This window comes from uncultured Sphingomonas sp., from assembly GCF_964235535.1.
GTDB lineage: Bacteria > Pseudomonadota > Alphaproteobacteria > Sphingomonadales > Sphingomonadaceae > Sphingomonas.
Window position 1 is genome coordinate 20987 of sequence record NZ_CAXSBH010000016.1, and the last position, 19772, is coordinate 40758.

18 protein-coding genes are annotated in these 19772 nt (G+C 69.7%); 8 read left to right on the forward strand and 10 right to left on the reverse strand.

The features are described from left to right. Positions 1-55 precede the first annotated feature (55 nt). Positions 56-1105, forward strand: coding sequence for a glycosyltransferase family 2 protein (locus ACFE7F_RS07150; RefSeq protein ID WP_375403155.1), 1050 nt, complete (start codon positions 56-58; stop codon positions 1103-1105). On the opposite strand, the gene ACFE7F_RS07155 is transcribed toward ACFE7F_RS07150, so the two are convergent. Together ACFE7F_RS07155 and ACFE7F_RS07160 are read right to left on the reverse strand one after the other, a co-directional pair. Beyond that, a complete protein-coding gene (locus ACFE7F_RS07155) occupies positions 1012-1767 on the reverse strand; it encodes a class I SAM-dependent methyltransferase (protein WP_375403156.1) in 756 nt (251 codons plus the stop codon). The genes ACFE7F_RS07150 and ACFE7F_RS07155 overlap by 94 nt on opposite strands. Positions 1768-1779: 12 nt before the next feature. Next, the gene (locus ACFE7F_RS07160) at positions 1780-2163 is read right to left on the reverse strand and encodes a GtrA family protein (RefSeq protein ID WP_375403157.1); all 384 of its coding nucleotides are present in this window, start codon (positions 2161-2163) and stop codon (positions 1780-1782) included. Positions 2164-2329: 166 nt separating this feature from the next. Between ACFE7F_RS07160 and ACFE7F_RS07165 the strand changes: the two genes are divergently transcribed. Further along, entirely contained in the window at positions 2330-4078 is a 1749-nt protein-coding gene (locus ACFE7F_RS07165; protein ID WP_375403187.1) for an AcrB/AcrD/AcrF family protein, read from the forward strand. Here the strand turns inward: ACFE7F_RS07165 and ACFE7F_RS07170 are convergent. The 4 genes from ACFE7F_RS07170 to argB form a co-directional block, all read right to left on the reverse strand. Continuing rightward, positions 4075-4692 (reverse strand): MarC family protein, encoded by a 618-nt coding sequence (locus ACFE7F_RS07170; protein ID WP_375403158.1) that lies wholly within the window; start codon positions 4690-4692, stop codon positions 4075-4077. The two genes, ACFE7F_RS07165 and ACFE7F_RS07170, sit on opposite strands and share 4 nt — an antisense overlap. Then, positions 4689-5564: a bifunctional methylenetetrahydrofolate dehydrogenase/methenyltetrahydrofolate cyclohydrolase FolD gene (gene folD / locus ACFE7F_RS07175; RefSeq protein WP_375403159.1), complete on the reverse strand. Its 876-nt coding sequence runs from the start codon at positions 5562-5564 to the stop codon at positions 4689-4691. The genes ACFE7F_RS07170 and folD overlap by 4 nt, the downstream gene beginning before the upstream one ends. Position 5565: 1 nt before the next feature. After that, entirely contained in the window at positions 5566-5868 is a 303-nt protein-coding gene (locus ACFE7F_RS07180; RefSeq protein ID WP_375403160.1) for a YggT family protein, read from the reverse strand. A gap of 97 nt (positions 5869-5965) precedes the next feature. Beyond that, on the reverse strand, positions 5966-6865 hold the full coding sequence (gene argB, locus ACFE7F_RS07185; RefSeq protein ID WP_375403161.1) for an acetylglutamate kinase: 900 nt from the start codon (positions 6863-6865) through the stop codon (positions 5966-5968). A gap of 204 nt (positions 6866-7069) precedes the next feature. On the opposite strand from argB, the gene ACFE7F_RS07190 reads away from it, so the two are divergent. Further along, complete coding sequence (locus tag ACFE7F_RS07190) at positions 7070-7408, forward strand: GIY-YIG nuclease family protein (protein WP_375403162.1); 339 nt, start codon at positions 7070-7072, stop codon at positions 7406-7408. Positions 7409-7418: 10 nt separating this feature from the next. Here the strand turns inward: ACFE7F_RS07190 and ACFE7F_RS07195 are convergent, their stop codons facing one another. From ACFE7F_RS07195 to ACFE7F_RS07205, 3 genes are all read right to left on the reverse strand, one after another. Then, entirely contained in the window at positions 7419-8120 is a 702-nt protein-coding gene (locus ACFE7F_RS07195) for a class I SAM-dependent methyltransferase (protein ID WP_375403163.1), read from the reverse strand. A gap of 144 nt (positions 8121-8264) precedes the next feature. After that, positions 8265-9392, reverse strand: coding sequence for a peptide chain release factor 2 (gene prfB / locus ACFE7F_RS07200; RefSeq protein WP_375403164.1), 1128 nt, complete (start codon positions 9390-9392; stop codon positions 8265-8267). A gap of 144 nt (positions 9393-9536) precedes the next feature. Continuing rightward, a complete protein-coding gene (locus ACFE7F_RS07205; RefSeq protein ID WP_375403165.1) occupies positions 9537-12047 on the reverse strand; it encodes a penicillin-binding protein 1A in 2511 nt (836 codons plus the stop codon). 99 nt (positions 12048-12146) lie between these two features. Between ACFE7F_RS07205 and ACFE7F_RS07210 the strand changes: the two genes are divergently transcribed. After that, entirely contained in the window at positions 12147-12392 is a 246-nt protein-coding gene (locus ACFE7F_RS07210) for a hypothetical protein (RefSeq protein WP_375403166.1), read from the forward strand. 18 nt (positions 12393-12410) lie between these two features. On the opposite strand, the gene ACFE7F_RS07215 is transcribed toward ACFE7F_RS07210, so the two are convergent. Next, the gene (locus ACFE7F_RS07215) at positions 12411-13325 is read right to left on the reverse strand and encodes an N-acetylmuramoyl-L-alanine amidase (RefSeq protein ID WP_375403167.1); all 915 of its coding nucleotides are present in this window, start codon (positions 13323-13325) and stop codon (positions 12411-12413) included. 440 nt (positions 13326-13765) lie between these two features. Here ACFE7F_RS07215 and ACFE7F_RS07220 point away from each other — a divergent pair, with 440 nt between their 5' ends. The 4 genes from ACFE7F_RS07220 (at position 13766) to ACFE7F_RS07235 (ending at position 19739) form a co-directional block, all read left to right on the forward strand. Then, positions 13766-16618 carry a ribonuclease E/G gene (locus ACFE7F_RS07220; protein WP_375403168.1) on the forward strand — a complete coding sequence of 951 codons (2853 nt, stop codon included), beginning with the start codon at positions 13766-13768 and terminating at the stop codon, positions 16616-16618. A 138-nt stretch (positions 16619-16756) separates the two neighbouring features. Further along, positions 16757-18103: a M48 family metalloprotease gene (locus tag ACFE7F_RS07225; protein WP_375403169.1), complete on the forward strand. Its 1347-nt coding sequence runs from the start codon at positions 16757-16759 to the stop codon at positions 18101-18103. Continuing rightward, positions 18100-18801 (forward strand): DsbA family protein, encoded by a 702-nt coding sequence (locus tag ACFE7F_RS07230; RefSeq protein ID WP_375403170.1) that lies wholly within the window; start codon positions 18100-18102, stop codon positions 18799-18801. Before ACFE7F_RS07225 ends, ACFE7F_RS07230 begins: the two co-directional genes overlap by 4 nt. Beyond that, positions 18798-19739 carry an ABC transporter ATP-binding protein gene (locus tag ACFE7F_RS07235; protein WP_375403171.1) on the forward strand — a complete coding sequence of 314 codons (942 nt, stop codon included), beginning with the start codon at positions 18798-18800 and terminating at the stop codon, positions 19737-19739. The genes ACFE7F_RS07230 and ACFE7F_RS07235 overlap by 4 nt, the downstream gene beginning before the upstream one ends. The last annotated feature ends 33 nt before the right edge of the window (positions 19740-19772 follow it).

Below are 19772 nucleotides of genomic sequence, written 5' to 3' on the forward strand. Positions count from 1 at the left end.
TGCTCCTCGCCCGCAAGGTAGCGCAAGGCTGCGGGCGCGGCTAGACCGACACGCGATGCAACGCCCCGCCTTGTCCGTCGTCATCCCCTGCTACAACGAAGCGGCGTGCCTGGAACTGCTGCACGCGCGCGTGTCGGCGTCGGCGCGGGCGGCGGTCGGAGAAAGTTACGAGATCCTGCTGATCGACGACGGGTCGAGCGACGACAGCTGGGCGGTGATGCGGACGCTGGCCGCGCGCGATCCGCGGCTGGTGGCGGTCAACCTGTCGCGCAACCACGGCCACCAGCTGGCGCTGACCGCCGGGCTCGATCTGTGCGCGGGGGCGCAGGTGCTGATCATCGACGCCGACCTGCAGGACCCGCCCGAGCTGCTCGGCGAGATGCGCCGGACGATGGCGGAGCAGGAAGCGGACGTCGTCTACGCCGTCCGGCGCAGGCGCGAGGGCGAGACCCTGTTCAAGCGCGCGACCGCCGCGCTATTCTATCGGTTGCTCGACCGGATGACCGACACGCCCATCCCGCTCGACACGGGCGATTTCCGGTTGATGAGCAGGCGCGCGCTCGATGCGTTGTTGGCGATGCCCGAACAGGCCCGCTTCATCCGTGGCATGGTGGCGTGGATCGGGTTTCGGCAGGTGCCGCTGGCCTATGACCGGGCGAGCCGTCATGCGGGCGCGACCAATTATCCGCTGGGCAGGATGATCCGACTGGCCTTCGATGCGGTGACGGGCTTCTCGACCGCGCCGCTGCGGTTCGCGAGCCATGTCGGGCTGGCGCTGACGGCGGCGTCGCTGCTGCTCATCGTGTATATCGCGGTCGGGTTCCTGACCGGCAGCGCGGTGCAGGGATGGACGTCGACGATGCTGGTCGTGGTGGTGCTGGGCGCGGTGCAGATGTTCGTACTGGGGATGATCGGCGAGTATCTGGGGCGGCTGTATGTCGAGTCGAAGCGGCGGCCGCTCTATCTCGTCGCCGATGTCGCGGGGCGGATGCGGGGCACCGCGACGTTGGGCTACTTGGCGGAGGAAGCCGACGGAACCGCCCCGGGTATCGCTAACGCCACGATCGACACGCCCGGCGTCATCGGCACCCTGCCGACCAGGTGACGCTCGAGACGGAAGATCGTCTCGAACAGCTTGTTGAGCGGCTTCGGGGGCGGCGCGTCGTCGGCGTCGTCGCGGCCCGTCAGCTTGCCCGCGATGCGCGCGGCGGCGGCGAGCGGGAACAGGATGGAGTTGAACCAGCGCATCCGCACCGGCCGTAGCCCGGCGCGCTCGATCGCGGCGGTCAGCGTGCGCTTGCCATAGCGGCGGTAATGATGGTTGACGACGTCGTGCGCGCTCCACAGCCACTGGTGCGCGGGAACGGCGATCAGGATCTTGCCGCCGGGCCGCAGGCGCTCGCCCATCGCGCGGAGCGCCGCCACGTCGTCGGCGATATGCTCCACCACGTCGAGCACGGCGATCAGGTCGTAGGCGCCCGGCTCGACGCCGGCGAGCTCGGGCAGCGGCGCGGTGCCGACGGGTCGGCCCAGCCGCTCCGCGGCGATCGCGCCCGCGGCGGGGTCGATCTCGATCGCATCCACCCGGCCGAAGCGGGCGAGCATGGGTAGGTTGTGGCCGGTGCCGCAGCCGATCTCCAGGATGCGCGCATCCCGCGGCAGGTCGCCGTAACGGGCGAGATAGTCGTGAAGGATATCGCGGCGCGCCCGGTACCACCAATGCGTGGAGTCGTGCGCGGCCATGCGGTCGTAGACGACCCTATCCACGCGGTGCGGCCATCAGGCGAATACCCATAAGCGGTTGAGCGCGAAGGAGACGAACGGGGTCACGAACAGCACGGGAAGGAGCGGCCACCACCATGGCCCCGCCAGCATGGCTTCATCGGTCAGCAGCCACACCCAGCCCGTGTTCATCGCGTAACTGACGAGCGACACCGCCAGGAAGCGCCACGTCGTCTGGCCGGCGCCGGCGCCGTGACCGCGAAAGCTCCAGCGGCTGTGGAGGAAATAGCCTGACGCCATCGCGACCAGATAACCGGCGAGGTTCGCGCCCTGTTCCGACGTGATGCCGAACCCGGCGAGCGGCGAGTAGACGGCGGTGTACAACGCGGTCGCCAGCCCTCCGGCGACCACGAAGCGTACGAGCTGGCCGAACATGGGCATGCGCCGCCATTCATCCAGCCGCATAGCGAGGCTCGTCGCTTGCTTTGTCACCCTTGTGTCACCCGCGCTCCTCGGTAGAGCAAGCGCCTTTATTGCGGGTAGTGGTGTGAGGGAAGCGAGTTCGACGACCGACGGCCGAAAGACCGGAGCCGCCGAATGGGCGGCGTTGGTCGACCGGCACCGGGTGCGGATCATCCTGATCGCCTGGGGGCTGCTGGCGCTGTGGTATCTGTGGGACCGGTCGGGGCAGATACGCTGGCTCGCGCTGGGCGATACCGACGACAACATGCGGCTGATGCAGGTCCGCGCGCTGCTGGACGGGCAAGGCTGGTTCGATCTGCGTCAATACCGGATGAACCCGCCGGGCGGGTTCGACATCCATTGGAGCCGGGCGGTCGACCTGCCGTTGGCGGGGCTGATCCTGTTCTTAGATCTGTTCACGACCCGCCCGATCGCCGAACGCTGGGCATGCGGGATCGCGCCGTTGCTGCCGTTGGCGGTGGTGATGCTGGCATTGGCGACGACGGTCCGGCGGCTGGTCGCGCCCGGCGCCTGGCCGCTGGCACTGGTGCTGCTGCCCGGCGCGGTCGCGACGATGCTGATGTTCGCGCCGATGCGGATCGACCATCACGGTTGGCAGCTCGCCTGCCTGGCGGTGACCGTCGCGGGGCTGTGCGACCCTAGACAGGCGCGCGGCGGGCTGCTCGTCGGCGGGGCGAGCGCGCTGTCGCTGACGATCGGGCTCGAGCTGCTGCCCTACGCCGCGATGGCGGGGGCGATCATCGCGCTCCGCTGGGTGTGGGACCGGGCGGAGGCGGTGCGGATGCGGGTCTATGCGCTCACGCTCGGCGGGGCCGCCGCGGCCGGATACGCGCTGTTCGCGAGCGAGGCGAACCGGGTGCTCCGCTGCGACGCGCTGACGCCGGTGTGGCTGAGCGCGGTGGTGGTCGCGGGGGCGCTGTTGTTCCTGCTCGCGCGCGCGGACCCGGCGTCGCGGGCGGTGCGGCTCGGCCTGGCGATCGCGGCAGGAGCCGTCGTGGCGGTCGGCTTTGCGCTGCTATTCCCGCAATGCCTGACGCGGCCCGAACAGGTGTCCGACGAGCTCGCGCGCATCTGGCTGAACAACGTGCGCGAGGCCAAGCCGATCTACCGCCACCCGTTCCGCACCGCCTTCCCGATCGTGACGCTGCCGCTGATCGGGCTGGCGGGCGCGGTGTTCGCGGCCTGGCGGGCGCGGGCGACGGAACGGGGCGTGGGCTGGGCGGCGGTGGCGCTGTTCACCGCCTTCGCGTGCGCGATGCTATTGTGGCAGGCGCGCGCCGGGCCGGCGGCGCAGCTGTTGGCGCTGCCCGGCGTGACCGCAATCGCCTGGATCATATTGCCTTGGTGCCTGAAGCATCCGCTGCTGCCGGTGCGGGTGTTCGGGACGGTGGGCGCGTTCCTGGCAATCTCCGGGTTGTTCGCAGGGCTCGTGGTCAAGTACCTGCCCGTCGACCGCCCCTCGCCCAACACCCGCAAGGTCAACCGGTCGAGCGGCCGGTGCAACGCGCTGCCCAACCTCGCCAAGCTCGACGCCTACCCCGCACAGACGATGTTCACCTTCGTCGATCTCGGCCCACGGCTGATCGCGACGACTCATCACAGCGCGGTGGCCGGGCCGTATCACCGCAACGGCGACGCCATCCTGGACGTACACCACGCCTTCCGCCGCTCCCCCGCCGAAGCACGCGCGATCATGCGCCGGCACGGAGCGACGATGCTGCTGGCATGTCCGAACCTGCCGGAATCGACGGTGTACCGCGCGCAGGCACGGGGCGGGTTCTACGACCAGCTGGCCAAGGGAGCGAAGTTCGACTGGCTTCAGCCGCTGCCGTTACCGCGCGGCTCGCCCTTCCGGCTGTACCGTATCGGCTAGCGCAGACCCACCTGCAGCCCGTCGATCACGAACTGCACCGCCAACGCGGCGAGCAGGACGCCGAGCAGCCGGGTAATCACCGCCTCGATCCGCGCGCCGAGCAGCCGCATGATCGGTCCCGCCGCGAGCAGCGCCGCGAGCGTGAGCAGCAGGATCGACGCGAGCGCGGCCAGGATGACCAGCGACCGCTCCAGCCCGTCGTTCCGCGCCATCAGCAGCATGACGCTGGCGATCGACCCCGGCCCGGCGATCATCGGCATCGCCATGGGAAAGACGGACACGTCCTCGACCTCGTCGGCGGCAAGCTGGGCGGCACGGTCCTCGCGGCGTTGGGTGCGGCGCTCGAACACCATCTCGAGCGCGATGAGGAACAGCATGATCCCGCCCGCGATGCGGAACGAGGCGAGCTCGATGCCCAGACCCCGGAGCAGGTCTTCCCCGAACAACGCGAAGACGAGGAGGATCAGGGCGGCATAGAGGACCGCGCGCATCGCCATCGCGCGGCGATGCGCGGCCGCCACGCCCTTGGTCAGCCCGGCATAGATGGGCGCGCAACCGGGTGGGTCGATCACCACGAAGAAGGTGAGGAACGCGGAGACGAAGAGCTCGATCACAGCCCGGCCTCGTCGATCGGCACCCCCTCGCGCCGGGCGGCCGAGACGAGCGTGTTGCGGAGGAGGCAGGCGATGGTCATCGGGCCGACGCCGCCTGGCACGGGGGTGATCGCGCCTGCGACCTGCGCGGCGCTCGCGAAATCGACGTCGCCGACCAGGCCCGCTTCGGTGCGGTTGATGCCGACATCGATCACGGTCGCGCCGGATTTGAGCTGGTTGCCCCGGATCATGTTTGCGCGGCCGACGGCGGCAACGACGATATCGACGCGGGCGAGATGCGCGTCCAAATCGCGGGTGCGGCTGTGGGCGACGGTGACGGTGCAGCTCTCGGCGAGGAGCAGCTGCGCCATCGGCTTGCCGACGATGTTGGACCGGCCGACCACGACCGCCTCCAACCCGCTTAAGGAGCCCAGCACGCCGCGCAGGAGCATCAGGCAGCCGAGCGGGGTGCAGGGCACGAAGCCGGGCAGCCCCGTCGCGAGGCGGCCGGCGTTGACGGGATGGAACCCGTCCACGTCCTTGTCCGGGTCGATACGGGCGGTGACTTGGGCGGCGTCGATGTGCGGCGGCAGCGGGAGCTGGACGAGGATGCCGTCGATCGCGGGATCGGCGTTCAGGCGATCGACGAGCGCGAGCAGTTCGGCTTCGGGCGTGTCGGCGGGCAGGCGGTGCTCCGCCCCGCGCATCCCGGCCTCGGCGGTCGCCCTGCCCTTGGCGCGGACATAGACCGAAGAGGCGGGGTCCTCGCCGACGAGCACCACCGCCAGGCCGGGGGCACGACCGACGCGAGCCGCGAACGCCGCGACCTGAACGGCGATGCCGGCGCGCAGCGACGCGGCGCGGGCGCGCCCGTCGATGGTCGCGGCGGTCATGTCAGATCGCGCCGGCGGAGACTTGTCCGATGATCGCGGTCGTCACCAGCCTGTCGAGCAGCCCGACCAGCAACAGCACGACGAGCGGCGACAGGTCGAGCGCGCCGAAATCGGGGAGCACCCGGCGGATCGGGCGATAGATGGGATCGGTCATCTTTTCGAGGGCGGTCCAGATCTGGCGCACCGCGTTGTTCGAGGTGTTGATGACGTTGAACGCCATCAGCCACGACAGGATCGCCTGGACGATGATGATCCACCAGACGACGGTGAGCACGAATTGGACGATTTGCAGCAGGTAGATCAAGGGTAGAGGCTCCGACGGGGTTAAGTGTCCTATAGGGATGATACGCCGACGCGGCCACCCTAAGTCGTCTTCCCTCCCTGGAAAGGGAAGGGAGGACTCAGGCGCGCACCAGCGTACCCGCGCCGCGCTTGGTGAAGATCTCCAGCAGCATCCCGTGCGGCACGCGCCCGTCCAGGACGACCGCTGCATCCACCCCCGCCCCGACCGCCGCGACGCAAGTGTCGAGTTTGGGGATCATTCCACCCGCGATCGTACCGTCCGCCTTCAGTGCCGCGATCGCCTGGGGATCGAGATCGGTCAGGAGCTCGCCCTCCTTGTCGAGTACGCCCGCCACGTCGGTCAGCAGAAAGAACCGCGCCGCGCCCAACGCGCCCGCGATCGCGCCCGCCATCGTGTCGGCATTGATATTGTAGGTGTGGCCGTCGCGACCCACGGCGATGGGCGCTATCACCGGTATGATGTCGTCGGCCATCAGGGTATCGAGAATACGCGTGTCGACCGCGACGGGTTCGCCGACGAAGCCAAGATCCACATGGCGCTCGATGCCCTGGAGAGGGTCGGGCGGGCGCGCACCGACCTTTTGCGCCGTCACCAGGTTGGCGTCCTTGCCCGAGATGCCGACCGCGCGGCCGCCCGCGCCGCCGATCCAGCCGACGATCTCCTTGTTGATCGACCCCGCCAAGACCATCTCCGCGATCCGCGCGGTCTCCGCATCCGTCACGCGCAGGCCGTCCACGAAGCGCGATTCGACGCCCAGGCGCTTCAGCATCGACCCGATCTGCGGCCCGCCGCCGTGCACGACCACCGGGTTGATGCCCACGGCCTTCAGCAGGACCATGTCCTCGGCAAAGTCGCGCTGGCGCTCGGGATCGCCCATCGCGTGACCGCCGTACTTCACCACGAAGGTCTTGCCCGCGTAACGTTGCAGGTACGGCAGCGCCTCCGTCAGCGTTTCCGCCTTGGCGAGCAGGGCGGGGTCGGGGGCGTGGTTCGTCATGCGCGCGGGCCTTAGCCGCTGACGCGCGTGATGACAGCCCTCTCGAGTTGAGCCCGAACGGCCATCCTTGCTCAAACCGGAGGCGAGAAGGGCGATGCTTCGACAAGCTCAGCACGAACGGAGGGTTGGGTTCGTAGGATCGCCCCCCTCCCCGTTCGCCCTGAGCTTGTCGAAGGGTCGTTCTTTCTTCTACTGTCCGACGCGATGACGTTCTGGGCCTACATGCTCCACTGCCGCGGCGGGCAGTTCTACACGGGTCATACCGACAATCTGGAAGCGCGGATCGGTGCTCATCAAAGCGGTGCTACCCCGGGCTTCACGCGTGATCGCCTCCCCGTTACGTTGGTATGGTGCCAGGAGTTCCCGACGCGCCTTGAGACGCTGGAGGCGGAACGACGGATCAAAGGCTGGAGCCGGGCGAAGAAGATGGCGCTGATCCGAGGGGACTGGGATCGCATCTCGATGTTGGCGAAGAAGAAGGACGACCGTAGGGCTACGCCCGCCTTCGGCTCGACAAGCTCAGGGCGAACGGGAAAGGGGTGAGCGTCAGCCCCTACCCGTTCACCTTACAAGCCTTGATCGCCTTCGGCTCCGGCCGGACGCCGGCGGCGCGGAAAGTGGCGAAATAGCCGCCCGCGCCCGGCATCGGGGTGAAGCTCGCCTGTTCGTATCCGGTCGCGGCGAACTCGCAGCGGAGAAGTGCCGGCGGCGTGCCGTGATTCTGCGTGGGGCGGTCGGCGTCGACGACGACCACCAGCCCGCCCGGCTTCAGCGAGGGCCGCAGCCGCCACAGGAACTCGTAGGGCTGTTCGATCTCGTGATACATATGGACCATCATCACGCGGTCGAAGCTGTCGGCGGGCAGCTTGGGATCGGCGGGCTCGCCCAGCAGTACGCTGACGTTGGCCAGGCGCTCGCGCGCGACGCGCTCGGCCAACTGGTCGCGGACGGCGGGCATGATGTCCTGGCCGACGACGCGGCCCTTGGCGCCCACCGCGCGCGCCAGGCGGACGGTGTAGTACCCCTCGCCCGCGCCGATGTCGGCGACGGTCATGCCCGGCGCGATATCCGCGAGCTTGGTCACGCGCCCGGCCTCGTTCACCCGGTCGCGCGCCTCCTCGGTCGACCAGCGCGACGAGACGATGCTGGCGACGGGCCGGTCGGCGGCGGGAAAGGCCGGGGCCTTGGCCTCGCGTTTGATGAGCGGCTCGGAGCCGTCGCACGCGGCGAGGAGGAGCAAACAGGCCGAGATCATCTTCATCCTTCCTTCCCCGGCGAAGGCCGGGGCCCAGCCGTCGTGCGGATCGCGACCGTGGCCCGCAGTGTCGTTCGACCGGCGCGGCTGGGCCCCGGCCTTCGCCGGGGAGGCGCGGTGGAGAGGTGGCGGGTGCACGGGCACTTAATCCACGTCCTCCACCTCGACCTTCTCGCCCGTCACGCGCTGCGACAGGGCGGCGGCCATGAACTTGTCGAGATCGCCGTCGAGTACGTCGCTAGGGCTGGTCGAGATCGCGCCGGTGCGCAGGTCCTTCACCATCTGGTACGGCTGAAGGACGTAGGACCGGATCTGGTGACCCCAGCCGATGTCGGTCTTGGCCGCATTCTCCGCGCTCGCCGCCTGCTCGCGAATCGCCAGCTCGCGCTCGTACAGGCGCGCGCGGAGCTGGTTGTAGGCCTCGGCCTTGTTCTTGTGTTGCGATCGCTGGTTCTGGCACTGGACGACGATGCCGGTCGGCATGTGCGTGATGCGCACCGCCGAGTCGGTCGTATTGATGTGCTGCCCGCCCGCGCCGGACGCGCGGTAGGTGTCGATCCGCAGGTCGGACTCGTTATATTCGACCTCGATATTCTCGTCGACGACCGGATAGACCCAGACGCTGGCGAACGAGGTGTGCCGCCTGGCCGCCGAATCGTACGGGCTGATGCGGACGAGGCGGTGGACGCCGGACTCGGTCTTGGCGTAGCCGTAGGCGTTCTCGCCCTTGAGCAGCAGCGTCGCCGACTTGATCCCGGCCTGTTCGCCCGAATGCTGGTCGACGAGTTCGACCTTCAGCCCGTGGCGCTCGCCCCAGCGCGAATACATGCGGCTGAGCATTCCCGCCCAGTCCTGGCTTTCGGTGCCGCCCGCGCCGGCATTGACTTCGATATAGGTGTCGTTGCCGTCGGCCTCGCCCGCCAACAGCGCCTGGACCTTGTCGCGCTGCGCCCGCTCGGCGAGGTCGGCCAGGACGGTCACGCCCTCGTCGGCCATCGCGGCGTCGCCCTCGGCGTCGGCCATCTCGATCAGCTCGGCGGTGTCGGACAGCTCGCGCTCGATCGTGCGGGTCGCGGTGATCGCCTCGTCCAGGCGGCGGCGCTCGCGCATGACCGCCTGCGCCGCCTTCGGGTCGCTCCATAGCGCCTGGTCCTCGACGCGCGCGTTGAGCTCGTCGAGGCGGCGGAGCGCGACATCCCAGTTCAGGAAGCGGCGAAGCAGCGCCAGCGCGTCGTTGATCTGGTCGATATGGGCCTGCGCTTCGGCGCGCATAATAATCCTTCTACACCACCCCACCGTCATCCCCGCGAAAGCGGGGACCCAACTCCGGTAGGCTCTCCAACGAAGCCGGCTGTGAAATTCAGACGGCGGGAGATGGGTCCCCGCTTTCGCGGGGATGACGATAAGCGAGCGGAGCTAGTAGATTCCGCCCTGTCTTTGCAAGAAGTCGCTGTCTTCCCGCCGTTCGGCGCGCCTTGGGCCGGTGGTGGGGCGAGCCGCCGGCGCGGCGACCGCCGGGCCGGTGCGGCGGCGGGCGCGGCGTTCCTCGGTCTGGGGCTTGAACGCTTCCCAGATCACGGCGGGCTTGGGATCGGCGCCCGTCGGCCATGCGCCGTAGACGGGGCGGCCCGATCCGCGGTCGACGCGCACCATGCGGATGCCCGCGGGCGCGCGGAACACCTTCTTCTCCAGACCCTCGTAGGCCTTGACCGCGAACTGCTTGAAGATCGGCGCGGCGAAGGTGCCCCCTTGCACGCCGCCGAGATTGGTCGGCTGGTCGTAGCCGACATACAGCCCGCCCACGAATTGCGGTGTGCCGCCGATGAACCACACGTCGGTCGGGCCGGAGGTCGTCCCCGTCTTGCCGAAGATCGGGCGGTCGAGGTCGCGGAGCGTCGTGGCCGTGCCGCGCTGGATCACGCCCTCGGTGATGTGGACCATCTGGAACGCGGTCTGCGCGTCGATGACCTGGCGCTGGCGCGACGGCGGGCGCGGCATCGCGCGGCCGTTCCAGTCGCGCGCATTGCAGCCGTCGCACGGACGCCAGCGATCGGGCAGGATGACCTTGCCGCGCCGATCCTGGACGAAGTCGATGACGGTCGGCTCGTCGCCGCGGCCGTGATTGGCCAGGATGGCGTAGGCATTGACGATGCGCGCCACGGTGGTCTCGCCCGCGCCCAGCGAATTGGCGAGGAACGGCGGGTAGGTGCCCAGCCCCATGCGCTTCATCGTGTCGACGACGTGCGGCATGCCAACCTGCGAGGCGGTGCGCACCGTCATCAGGTTGCGCGACTGCTCGATGCCCCAGCGCATGGTATGCGGGCCCGACCCGCCGCCGTCGAAATTCCGGAAGCATTTCTGCCCCAGCCGCGCGCCCTGATAGACGCAGAACGGCCCGTCGACGATGATGGTCGACGGCGTCATGCCCCGCTCCAGCGCGGCGGCATAGACGATTGGCTTGATCGTCGATCCCGGCTGACGGAGCGCCTGGGTGGCTCGGTTGAAGGATTGCAGGCGGCTGTCGAACCCGCCCTGCATCGCCAGGATGCGGCCGGTCGCGGGCTCCTCGACGACGAAGCCGCCCGACACGCGTGGCACGGAGCGGAGCGAAAAGGCCGAGCCTTCGGGCGCGACGGCCAGGATGTCGCCGGGCTTGATCGCGGCGAAGGCGGTGCCGCCTTTGCCGACGGGCGGCATGCTGGCGGCGTAGGCGGGGAGCGTCCCCGTCGCGCCATCCGCGAAGCCGATCGCCCAGGCGTTCCCGGCGCGCTGGATCGCGATGGCGGCGCGCCAGTCCTTGTGATCCAGCGCGATGTTCGTCCCCACGAACGGCTGAAGCCAATTATCGGGCGTGACCTCGACGTTGCGGATCGGCCCCGACCAGCCGCGCCCGCGCGCGTAGCGGAGCAAGCCGTCGCGCAGCGCCTCCTGCGCGAAGCCCTGGAGCCGGGGATCGAGCGACGTGCGGACCCACAGCCCGCCCGCATAGACGCTATGCGGCCCGTTCTCAGAGTTCTCGCCGTACTTGCCGATCAGCTGACGGCGCACTTCCTCGACGAAATAGCCGCCGACGGGATCGAGCCGGGCCTGCTGCGGGGCGAGCAGCCCAAGCGGTTCCGCCTTGGCGACGCTCGCCTGCGTGGGCGTGATGAAGCCGTTGCGCGTCATCTCCGACAGCACGAAATTGCGGCGTCCGATCGCCCGCTCGGCGTTCCGCGCGCGGCCGTAGGTTTCGGGGGCCTTGGGCAGGATGGCCAGGAACGCCGCTTCCTGGACGGCGAGCTGCTTTACGTCCTTGCCGAAATAGGCGCGCGCCGCAGCCTGGACGCCGAAGGTCCGCCGGCCGAGCGGAATACCGTTCAGATAAAGCTCAAGGATCTGCTCCTTGGAAAGCGCGTCCTCGATCCGGTAGGCCAGGATCGCCTCGCGCGCCTTGCGGATGTAACTCACCTCGTTGGTGAGCAGCAGGTTCTTGGCGACCTGTTGCGTGATCGTCGACGCGCCGACCGGGCGGCCGCCGCTGCGCAGGTTGGTGATGAGCGCGGCGACGATGCCGGGATAGTCGACGCCGCCATGCTCGAAGAAGGTCCGGTCCTCCGCCGCCAGGAACGCGCCCACCAGCAGCGGCGGATATTCGGCGTAGGACAGCTCGACGCGCCGCTCGCGGGCGTAGGAATGGACGGGGGCACCGTCGCCCCCGCGCACGTTGGTGGGCAGCGGCTGTTCGTAGGTGCGCAGCGTATCCACCGACGGCAGCCCGCGCCCGACCGCGATGACGAGCGCGAGGACGGAGACGAGGCCGAGCGCGGCGAGGCAGGTCAGCCAGCGGACCCACCGGCGGCTCCAGGCGGCGCGGGCGAAGTCAGCCGCGCCCGAGAAGACGCGGCTGGCCGGGGTCGAAGCGATGCGGGGAATGTGGGACGCCATGATTATTCGGGCGTTCCTTAAGCGGATCGGAACCGCCTTGCCAGTCCGGCGTATGGAACGCTAGCCTCCGCTCACCACCTCGTTTTGGGAGCATGCCTGATGAAGATCGGTCTCGCCGCCGCCGCATTGCTCATGTCCGCTCCGGCCCTGGCCCAGACCGCCGGTGGCGGCCTTTCCAGCGCGGGCGTCCTCACGCCGCCATACATTCCGGCGTTCGAGACCGGGCAGTATCTCGACATCGGCAAGAAGGGTGACCTTTATACCCGGATCGACCGGCGCAACAGCGCCCGGCTTCAGGCTGCGAAGATGACGCGAAAAGCGCGTGAGCGCACGAAGCGAAATTAGATTCAGTCCCGATAGAGATCACCGCCCCGCCATGCGCCGGGCGAAATGCACCTCCACCGCGCGGCGGACGCTCCGCGCGATGCGCGCTCGGCCGTCGTCGCTCGCCAGGAAGGCGGCGTCGACGGGGTTTGAGATATAGCCCGTCTCGAACAGCACGCTGGGCATGTCGGGGGCTTTGAGCACCATCAGCGACGCCATGCGGTGGAAGTTCGCCTTGACCGGCATCAGCGGCTCGGCCTCGCGGCCCAGCAGCCGCGCGAAGCCGGCCGACAGGTTCATCGTCTCGCGCTGCGCCAGGTCGATCAGGATGGACGACACGTCGCCGCGCGCCTCGCCCAGATCGACGCCCGCGATCACGTCCGCCTTGTTCTCGCGCGCCGCGAGCCGCGCGGCTTCCTTGTCGGACGCGACCTCGGACAAGGTATAGGCCGACGCGCCGGTCGCCGCCGCCGCGCCCGCCGCGTCGCAGTGGATGGAGATGAACAGGTCCGCCCCCAGCCGCCGGCCGATGCCGTAACGTTCGCGCAGCACCAGGAACCGGTCGTCGTCGCGGGTCAGCGCCACGCGGACGCGCCCGCCCGCCAACAGCTCGTCGCGGACCGCGCGGGCGATGCGGAGCGTGACCTCCTTTTCGCGCAGGCCCCCCGGGCCGAACGCGCCGGGATCCGCGCCGCCATGGCCTGCGTCGATCACCACCAGCGGACGGTCGCCGTCGCCGCGCACCGGCGGGAGCTTGGCTCTCCGCGCGGGAGGGACGGCCTGCGTCACCTTGTATCTCGGCGCGCGCGTACCGAGGCCGGGAATGAAGGACAGCGGCCCGGCCTCGCCCGCCGTCACGGCATGGGCGGGCGGGAACCACGCCAACAGGACCAGCGGCACCAGCACCGCGCGATCATGGAGCGGACCCGCCCGCCCGGTCCAGCGAAATACCATCGAAGATTCCCGGACGCCTGCGACTAGGGTCGTCACGAACGACCGACGTCGCACCGAGCGTACCCGCCAGGGACGGACGGTAAAGTCCACCGGTTGCGAGGCGGCGGATGTGGTGCTAGCGACCCAAGTGCCGACCAGTGCGTTGCGCGCGGCGTCCGTCCGCGACAACCTCCGCCGGTCGTTCACGGCGCGGGCGCGCTTCACGCGTTCCGCCATTCAGGTTTTCGCCCACATGACGCATCATCCCCTCCCGCACCCCCGCCCGGCCCCGGCCGGCGGGTGCGCGGCCGGGGAGCAGCGGAGCCCGACGCTCCGCCGTGCGCCCGGGGCGAACGCATCGTTCAACCCAGCGGCCGGGCTTGCGCCCGCCGCCCCACATCGCGCGCGGCCCCCGGCTCCACCCGGAGCGGCAAGCGGCCTGCGCGCGTGGAGACCCGTTCATGACCACACGCATGCTGATCGACGCACGCCACCGGGAAGAGACCCGCGTCGCCGTCGTCCAAGGAAACCGGATCGAGGAGTTCGACTTCGAATCCGCCGAGCGCAAGCAGCTCAAGGGTAACATCTACCTCGCCAAGGTAACCCGCGTCGAACCGTCGCTGCAGGCGGCGTTCGTCGATTACGGCGGCAACCGGCACGGCTTCCTGGCCTTCTCCGAAATCCATCCCGACTATTACCAGATCCCCAAGGAGGACCGCGAAGCGCTACTCCGTGAAGAGGCCGAGCACGCCGCCGAGGAAGCCGAGCTGATGGCCGACCTCGACGATGAGGACGGCGACGAGGACGAAGACGCCGACACGGTCGACGCCGCCGGCGACGACCTCGACGACGACGATGCGGAGGACGCGCAGGGCGAGGATTCCGACGCGGAGGACGGCCAGCCCGAGGGCGGCCGCCGCAAGCGGCGGGGCAAATCCGCCAGCGATCCGGCGGTCGAGGCGCTCCGCGAGCGTCGTTCGAACTTGCGCCAGCGCTACAAGATCCAGGACGTCATCCGCCGCCGCCAGGTGCTGCTCGTCCAGATCGTCAAGGAGGAGCGCGGCAACAAGGGCGCGGCGCTGACCACCTATCTGTCGCTGGCGGGCCGCTATTGCGTGCTGATGCCCAATACGTCGCATGGCGGCGGCATCAGCCGGAAAATCTCGAACGCCGCCGACCGCAAGCGCCTGAAGTCGATCATGGCCGAGTTGCAGCTGCCGCCCTCGATGGGCTGCATCGTCCGCACCGCCGGGCTCCAGCGGACCAAGGTCGAGATCAAGCGCGACTTCGACTATCTGGCGCGGCTGTGGGACGGCATTCGCGAGAAGACGCTCGAATCCGCCGCGCCCGCGCTCGTCTATGGCGACTCGGACCTGATCAAGCGCGCGATCCGCGACATCTACAACCGCGATATCGAGGAGATCGTGGTCGAGGGCGCGGAAGGCTACGCCCAGGCGCGCGAGTTCATGAAGATGCTGATGCCCAGTCACGCGCGGCGCATCCAGCACTACTCGGACCCGATCCCGCTCTTCCAGCGCGCGCATGTCGAGGACCAGCTGGCGGCCATGTACCACCCGGTGGTTCAGCTGAAATCGGGCGGCTACCTCGTCATCAACCCGACCGAGGCGCTGGTGTCGATCGACATCAACTCCGGCCGTTCGACGCGCGAGCATAATATCGAACAGACCGCGACCGCGACCAACCTGGAGGCCGCCGCCGAGATCGCGCGTCAGCTGCGGCTGCGCGACATGGCCGGGCTCGTGGTGATCGACTTCATCGACATGGACAACGGGTCCAACGTCAAGAAGGTCGAGCGCGCGATGAAGGACGCGCTGAAGAACGACCGCGCGCGCATCCAGGTCGGCCGCATCTCCTCGTTCGGGCTGATGGAGATGAGCCGCCAGCGCCTGCGCACCGGCGTGCTCGAGGCGTCCTCGCGCGGCTGCCCGCATTGCGAGGGGACCGGACTCGTCCGCACGGCCTCGTCCGCCGGGCTGTCCGCGCTCCGCCTGATCGAGGACGAGGCCGCGCGAGGTCGCGGTTCGCTGCTGACGCTGCGCGCGAGCCAGGAAGCCGCGATCTACGTCCTGAACCGCAAGCGCGGGGATATCGCGGAGATCGAGGACCGGTACGGCGTCTCCGTCGAGATCTTCCCCGACCGCGAGGAGGAGGGCGCGCGCATGTCCGTCGAGGCGTCCGGCCCACCACCCGCGCACGCCCCGCGCTTCGAGGCACCGATCCAGGAGCTCGACGATGACATTCCCGAGGAGATCGAGGAGGAGGTCGAGCCCGAAGCCGAGGACGAAGTGGTCGAAGCGCGCGGTGAGGAACGCGCCGCGCGACCGCCGCGCCGCGACCGCGAGGAGGGCGGCGAGGGCCGCGGCAAGCGCCGACGTCGTCGCGGCCGCCGCGGCCGTGGGCCCGACGAGCCCAAGGCGGGCGAGCAGGAGGCCGCGACCGGCGAGATCGAGGACGAGCCGGCCGAAATCGAGGTGCTGGACGGAGCGCCCGAGGCCGAAAACCTGGCCGAGATCGCCGAAGCTCCCACTGCGGAGACGGGCGAGGCGCGTCGCCGGCGCGGACGTCGCGGGGGTCGCCGTCGTCGCGGCGAGGGCGGCGACGCCATGGGCGCGCCGTCGGGCCAGGATGCGGGCGACGGCTCGACCGACGCGCTCGACGCGGCCGCGATCGGCGGTGAAAGCGACGAGCCGGCCGATGTCGGCCCGGCGTCCGAGCCGGTCGAGGCGGCGGATGCGGGGCATATCGTCAGCCCGCTGATGCTCGCCGAGGTCGACGCGCAAGCTTTGGCCGCGTCGCAGGCCGAAGCGGAGCCCGGCCTCAAGCGTCGCTCTCGCGCCCGCAAGCGCGCCGTCGATGTGACCACCGAGGTCGAGCCGATCGCCGAGGAGGTCGCCGTGGAACCGGAAGCACCGGTCGAGGCGGAGGAGCCCGCACCCAAGCCGAAGCGCTCGCGTCGCAAGACGGTGACCGACGACGCGCTCGCCGAAGTGCCCGCCCAAGCGCCTATCGCCGAGGCGGCGGTCGAGGCGACGGCGGCGGTCGAGGAGGATAAGCCCAAGCGCCGCGCACCGCGCCGCAAGGCGGCGGCGAGCGACGCGGGCGATAGCGCGACCGCGCTCGACATGCCGGGCACCGCGCCCGCCCCGGCAAACGACGATGCCGAGGTCGAGGCGGCGAGGCCGGAGGCAGGTCGGGACGACGTCGTCGATCCCGTGGCCGCGCCCGAGGCACCGTCGGCCGAGGATGCGGGGCCGCCGCGTCGCGGCTGGTGGCAGCGCACCTTCGGCGCGTGACCGCCGGACCAGGCTTCACCGCGAGTTCACGCGGAACTCGTAGGTGGGGTCTGGTCCGCGCCGTCGGCGGAGCGTAAACTTCGTAAACCAGCGTAGACTACGAGACGCTCGGTCCGGCCGTCCTTTTCGGGGTGTCGCATGAAGCGTTTGATCACCGCCATCGTCGTCGCGGCGTCTCTGCTTGCCCAGCCGCTTGCCGCGCAATCGATCCTGCGCGATGCGGAGACCGAGGCGCTGTTCGTTGAGATGTCCGCTCCGCTCATCAAGGCGGCCGGGCTGAACCCGCGCGACGTGCGCGTGGTGCTGATCAACGACGAGTCGATCAACGCCTTCGTCGCGGGCGGGCAGGTCGTCTATGTCCATTCGGGCACGCTCCAGAACGCCGACACCGCCAACGAGGTGCAGGGCGTGATCGCGCACGAGATCGGCCACATCACCGGCGGCCACGTGCCGCTCGGCGACCGCATGATGACCGGCGCGACGGGCATCTCGCTCCTGACCATGGTGCTGGGGCTCGCGGCGATCGCGGCGGGCGGCGGCGAGGCGGGGGCGGGCATCCTGGCGGCCGGGCAGCAGGCGGCGATGGGCAATTACCTCGCCTTTTCGCGCCAGCAGGAGGCATCGACCGACGCGGCGGGGGCCAAGTATCTGACCGGCGCGGGCGTGTCCGGCCGCGGCTATCTGTCCTTCTTCGGCAAGCTTCAGCAGCTCGAATATCGCTACGGCATCAACCGCAAGATGAGCTTCATGCTCGACCATCCCGTATCGAGCGAGCGCATCGCCAACCTGACCGACTCGCTCAAGGCTTCGCCCGCCTGGGGAGCGCCGCTCAATGCCGGATTGGAGGAGCGGTTCAAGCGGGTGAAGGCCAAGCTGGCGGGCTACGTCAACAAGCCCGACGCCACGCTCCAGGCTTATCCGGAGACCGATAAGACGATCTACGCCCGCTACGCCCGCGCCTACGCCTGGCACAAGGCGGGTTATCCCGACAAGGCGAATGCGGAGGCCGACGCGCTTGTGGCGGTCAGGCCGACCGATCCCTATTTCCTGGAGGTGAAGGGCCAGATCCTCCTTGAGTCCGGCCGCCCGCGCGAAGCGCTGGCACCCTTGCGCGTCGCGGCGGAGGGATCGCGGAATAACCCGCTGATCACCACCACGCTCGGTCATGCGCTGATCGCGACGGAGGACAAGGGCAACTATCCGGAGGCCGTGCGCGTGCTGCGCGGCGCGATCGGGCGCGACGACCGCAACCCGTTCGCCTGGTACCAGCTGGGCACGGTGTACGAATTGTCGGGCGATACCGCGCGCGCCGCGCTGGCCACCGCCGAGCGGGCGAGCATGACGGGCGACGCGCGCACCGCCGTCGCCTCGGCGCGCTACGCGATGGCCAACATCCCCGCCAACTCGGCCGATTGGATCAGGGCGCAGGACATCGCGATGACGTCGGCCGACGCGGCCGTCGAACAGCGCAAGAGGAGCCGGTGAACCGCTGGCTCCTGCCGGTCGTGGCGCTGGTCGGGGTCGGCGCGGGCGCGGGCGCGATGTGGGCGGCGAACGGTCCGCCCACCGAGCGCGCGCGGATCGAACGGGTGGTGCGCGATTACGTGCTCGCCAATCCGGAGATCATCCCGGAAGCGATGGGCCGCCTCCAGGCGCGCGAGCAGGGTCGCGCCGTCGCGGCGGCGGGCGACGCGATCACCCGGCCTTATGCCGGCGCCTACATGGGCAATCCGCTGGGCGACGTCACGTTGGTCGAGTATTACGACTATAATTGCGGCATTTGCCGCGCCAACCTGCCGGTCGTACGCGAGCTGATCCGCCGCGATCCGAACCTGAAGGTCGTGTTCCGCGAGCTGCCGATCCTCGCCCCCTCCAGCCGCGACGCCGCACGCGCGAGCCTCGCGGCCGCACGCCAGAACCGCTTCGCGCCGTTCCATAACGCGCTGTTCGCCGGCGGGCGGGTCACGCCCGCCTCCCTCGCCGCCGCCGCCAGGTCGGCGGGCGTGCGGGTGCCGGCCGCCGACCGTCCGGCGGACACGGAGATCGCGCGCAACCTCGACGCCGCCAGCCGTCTGGGCGTCACCGGCGTGCCGAGCTGGGTAGTGGGCGACCAGTTGCTGATCGGCGGACAGCCGGTCACCACGCTCCAGGCCGCGATCGCCCAGGCCAGGCGAAAAGGGTGAGCGACGCGATCCTGACCGTCACGGGCGTCTCCAAGACCTACAAGAGCGGCGTCGTCGCGCTCAAGCCCGTCGACCTGGAGATCAGGCGCGGCGAGATCTTTGCGCTGCTCGGCCCCAACGGCGCGGGCAAGACCACGCTCATTTCCATCATCTGCGGCATCGTCACGCCCACTACCGGGACCGTTACCGTCGAGGGCCACGACGCGCTGCGCGACTACAAGGCCGTGCGCCGCCGCATCGGGCTCGTGCCGCAGGAGCTGTCCACCGACGCGTTCGAGACGGTGCTCGCCACCGTCACCTTTTCCCGGCGGCTGTTCGGGCGGTCGGGGCATGACAGCTATATCGAGCAGGTGCTCCGCGACCTGTCGCTCTGGGACAAGCGCGACAGCCGCATCATGGAGCTGTCGGGCGGCATGAAGCGGCGCGTACTGATCGCCAAGGCGCTGAGCCACGAGCCCGACATCCTCTTCCTCGACGAGCCCACCGCCGGGGTCGATGTCGCGCTCCGCCGCGACATGTGGCGTCTCGTCCACCGGCTGCGCGAGGGCGGCACCACCGTGATCCTCACCACGCATTATATCGAGGAGGCCGAGGAGATGGCCGACCGCGTGGGCGTGATCGACCGCGGCGAGCTGTTGCTGGTCGACGACAAGGCCGCGCTGATGGCCAAGCTCGGCAAGCGCGAGCTCGATCTGACGCTCGCCGAGCCGATGGCGGCGATCCCCGCCGAGCTCGCCGAGTGGGACCTCGCGCTCACCGACGAGGGCCACCGTCTCCGCTACACCTTCGACGCCAAGGCCGAGCGCACGGGCATCCCGTCGCTGCTCCGCCGACTCGCGGACCTCGGCATCGGGTTCAAGGATCTGGAGACGTCGAAATCGAGCCTGGAGGACATCTTCGTCGACCTGGTCGGTGCCAAAGAAGGCGAGCGGGCATGACCAACCTACCGGAATTTCCCTTCCGTCATCCCG

Excerpts from the sequence above, each read along its gene's own strand:
- ACFE7F_RS07150 (WP_375403155.1), top strand. The coding sequence starts at position 56 with ATGCAACGCCCCGCCTTGTCCGTCGTCATCCCCTGCTACAACGAAGCG.
- ACFE7F_RS07160 (WP_375403157.1), bottom strand. The coding sequence starts at position 2,163 with ATGCCCATGTTCGGCCAGCTCGTACGCTTCGTGGTCGCCGGAGGGCTG.
- folD (WP_375403159.1), bottom strand. The coding sequence starts at position 5,564 with ATGACCGCCGCGACCATCGACGGGCGCGCCCGCGCCGCGTCGCTGCGC.
- argB (WP_375403161.1), bottom strand. The coding sequence starts at position 6,865 with ATGACGAACCACGCCCCCGACCCCGCCCTGCTCGCCAAGGCGGAAACG.
- ACFE7F_RS07190 (WP_375403162.1), top strand. The coding sequence starts at position 7,070 with ATGACGTTCTGGGCCTACATGCTCCACTGCCGCGGCGGGCAGTTCTAC.
- ACFE7F_RS07195 (WP_375403163.1), bottom strand. The coding sequence starts at position 8,120 with ATGATCTCGGCCTGTTTGCTCCTCCTCGCCGCGTGCGACGGCTCCGAG.
- prfB (WP_375403164.1), bottom strand. The coding sequence starts at position 9,392 with ATGCGCGCCGAAGCGCAGGCCCATATCGACCAGATCAACGACGCGCTG.
- ACFE7F_RS07205 (WP_375403165.1), bottom strand. The coding sequence starts at position 12,047 with ATGGCGTCCCACATTCCCCGCATCGCTTCGACCCCGGCCAGCCGCGTC.
- ACFE7F_RS07210 (WP_375403166.1), top strand. The coding sequence starts at position 12,147 with ATGAAGATCGGTCTCGCCGCCGCCGCATTGCTCATGTCCGCTCCGGCC.
- ACFE7F_RS07215 (WP_375403167.1), bottom strand. The coding sequence starts at position 13,325 with ATGGTATTTCGCTGGACCGGGCGGGCGGGTCCGCTCCATGATCGCGCG.
- ACFE7F_RS07220 (WP_375403168.1), top strand. The coding sequence starts at position 13,766 with ATGACCACACGCATGCTGATCGACGCACGCCACCGGGAAGAGACCCGC.
- ACFE7F_RS07225 (WP_375403169.1), top strand. The coding sequence starts at position 16,757 with ATGAAGCGTTTGATCACCGCCATCGTCGTCGCGGCGTCTCTGCTTGCC.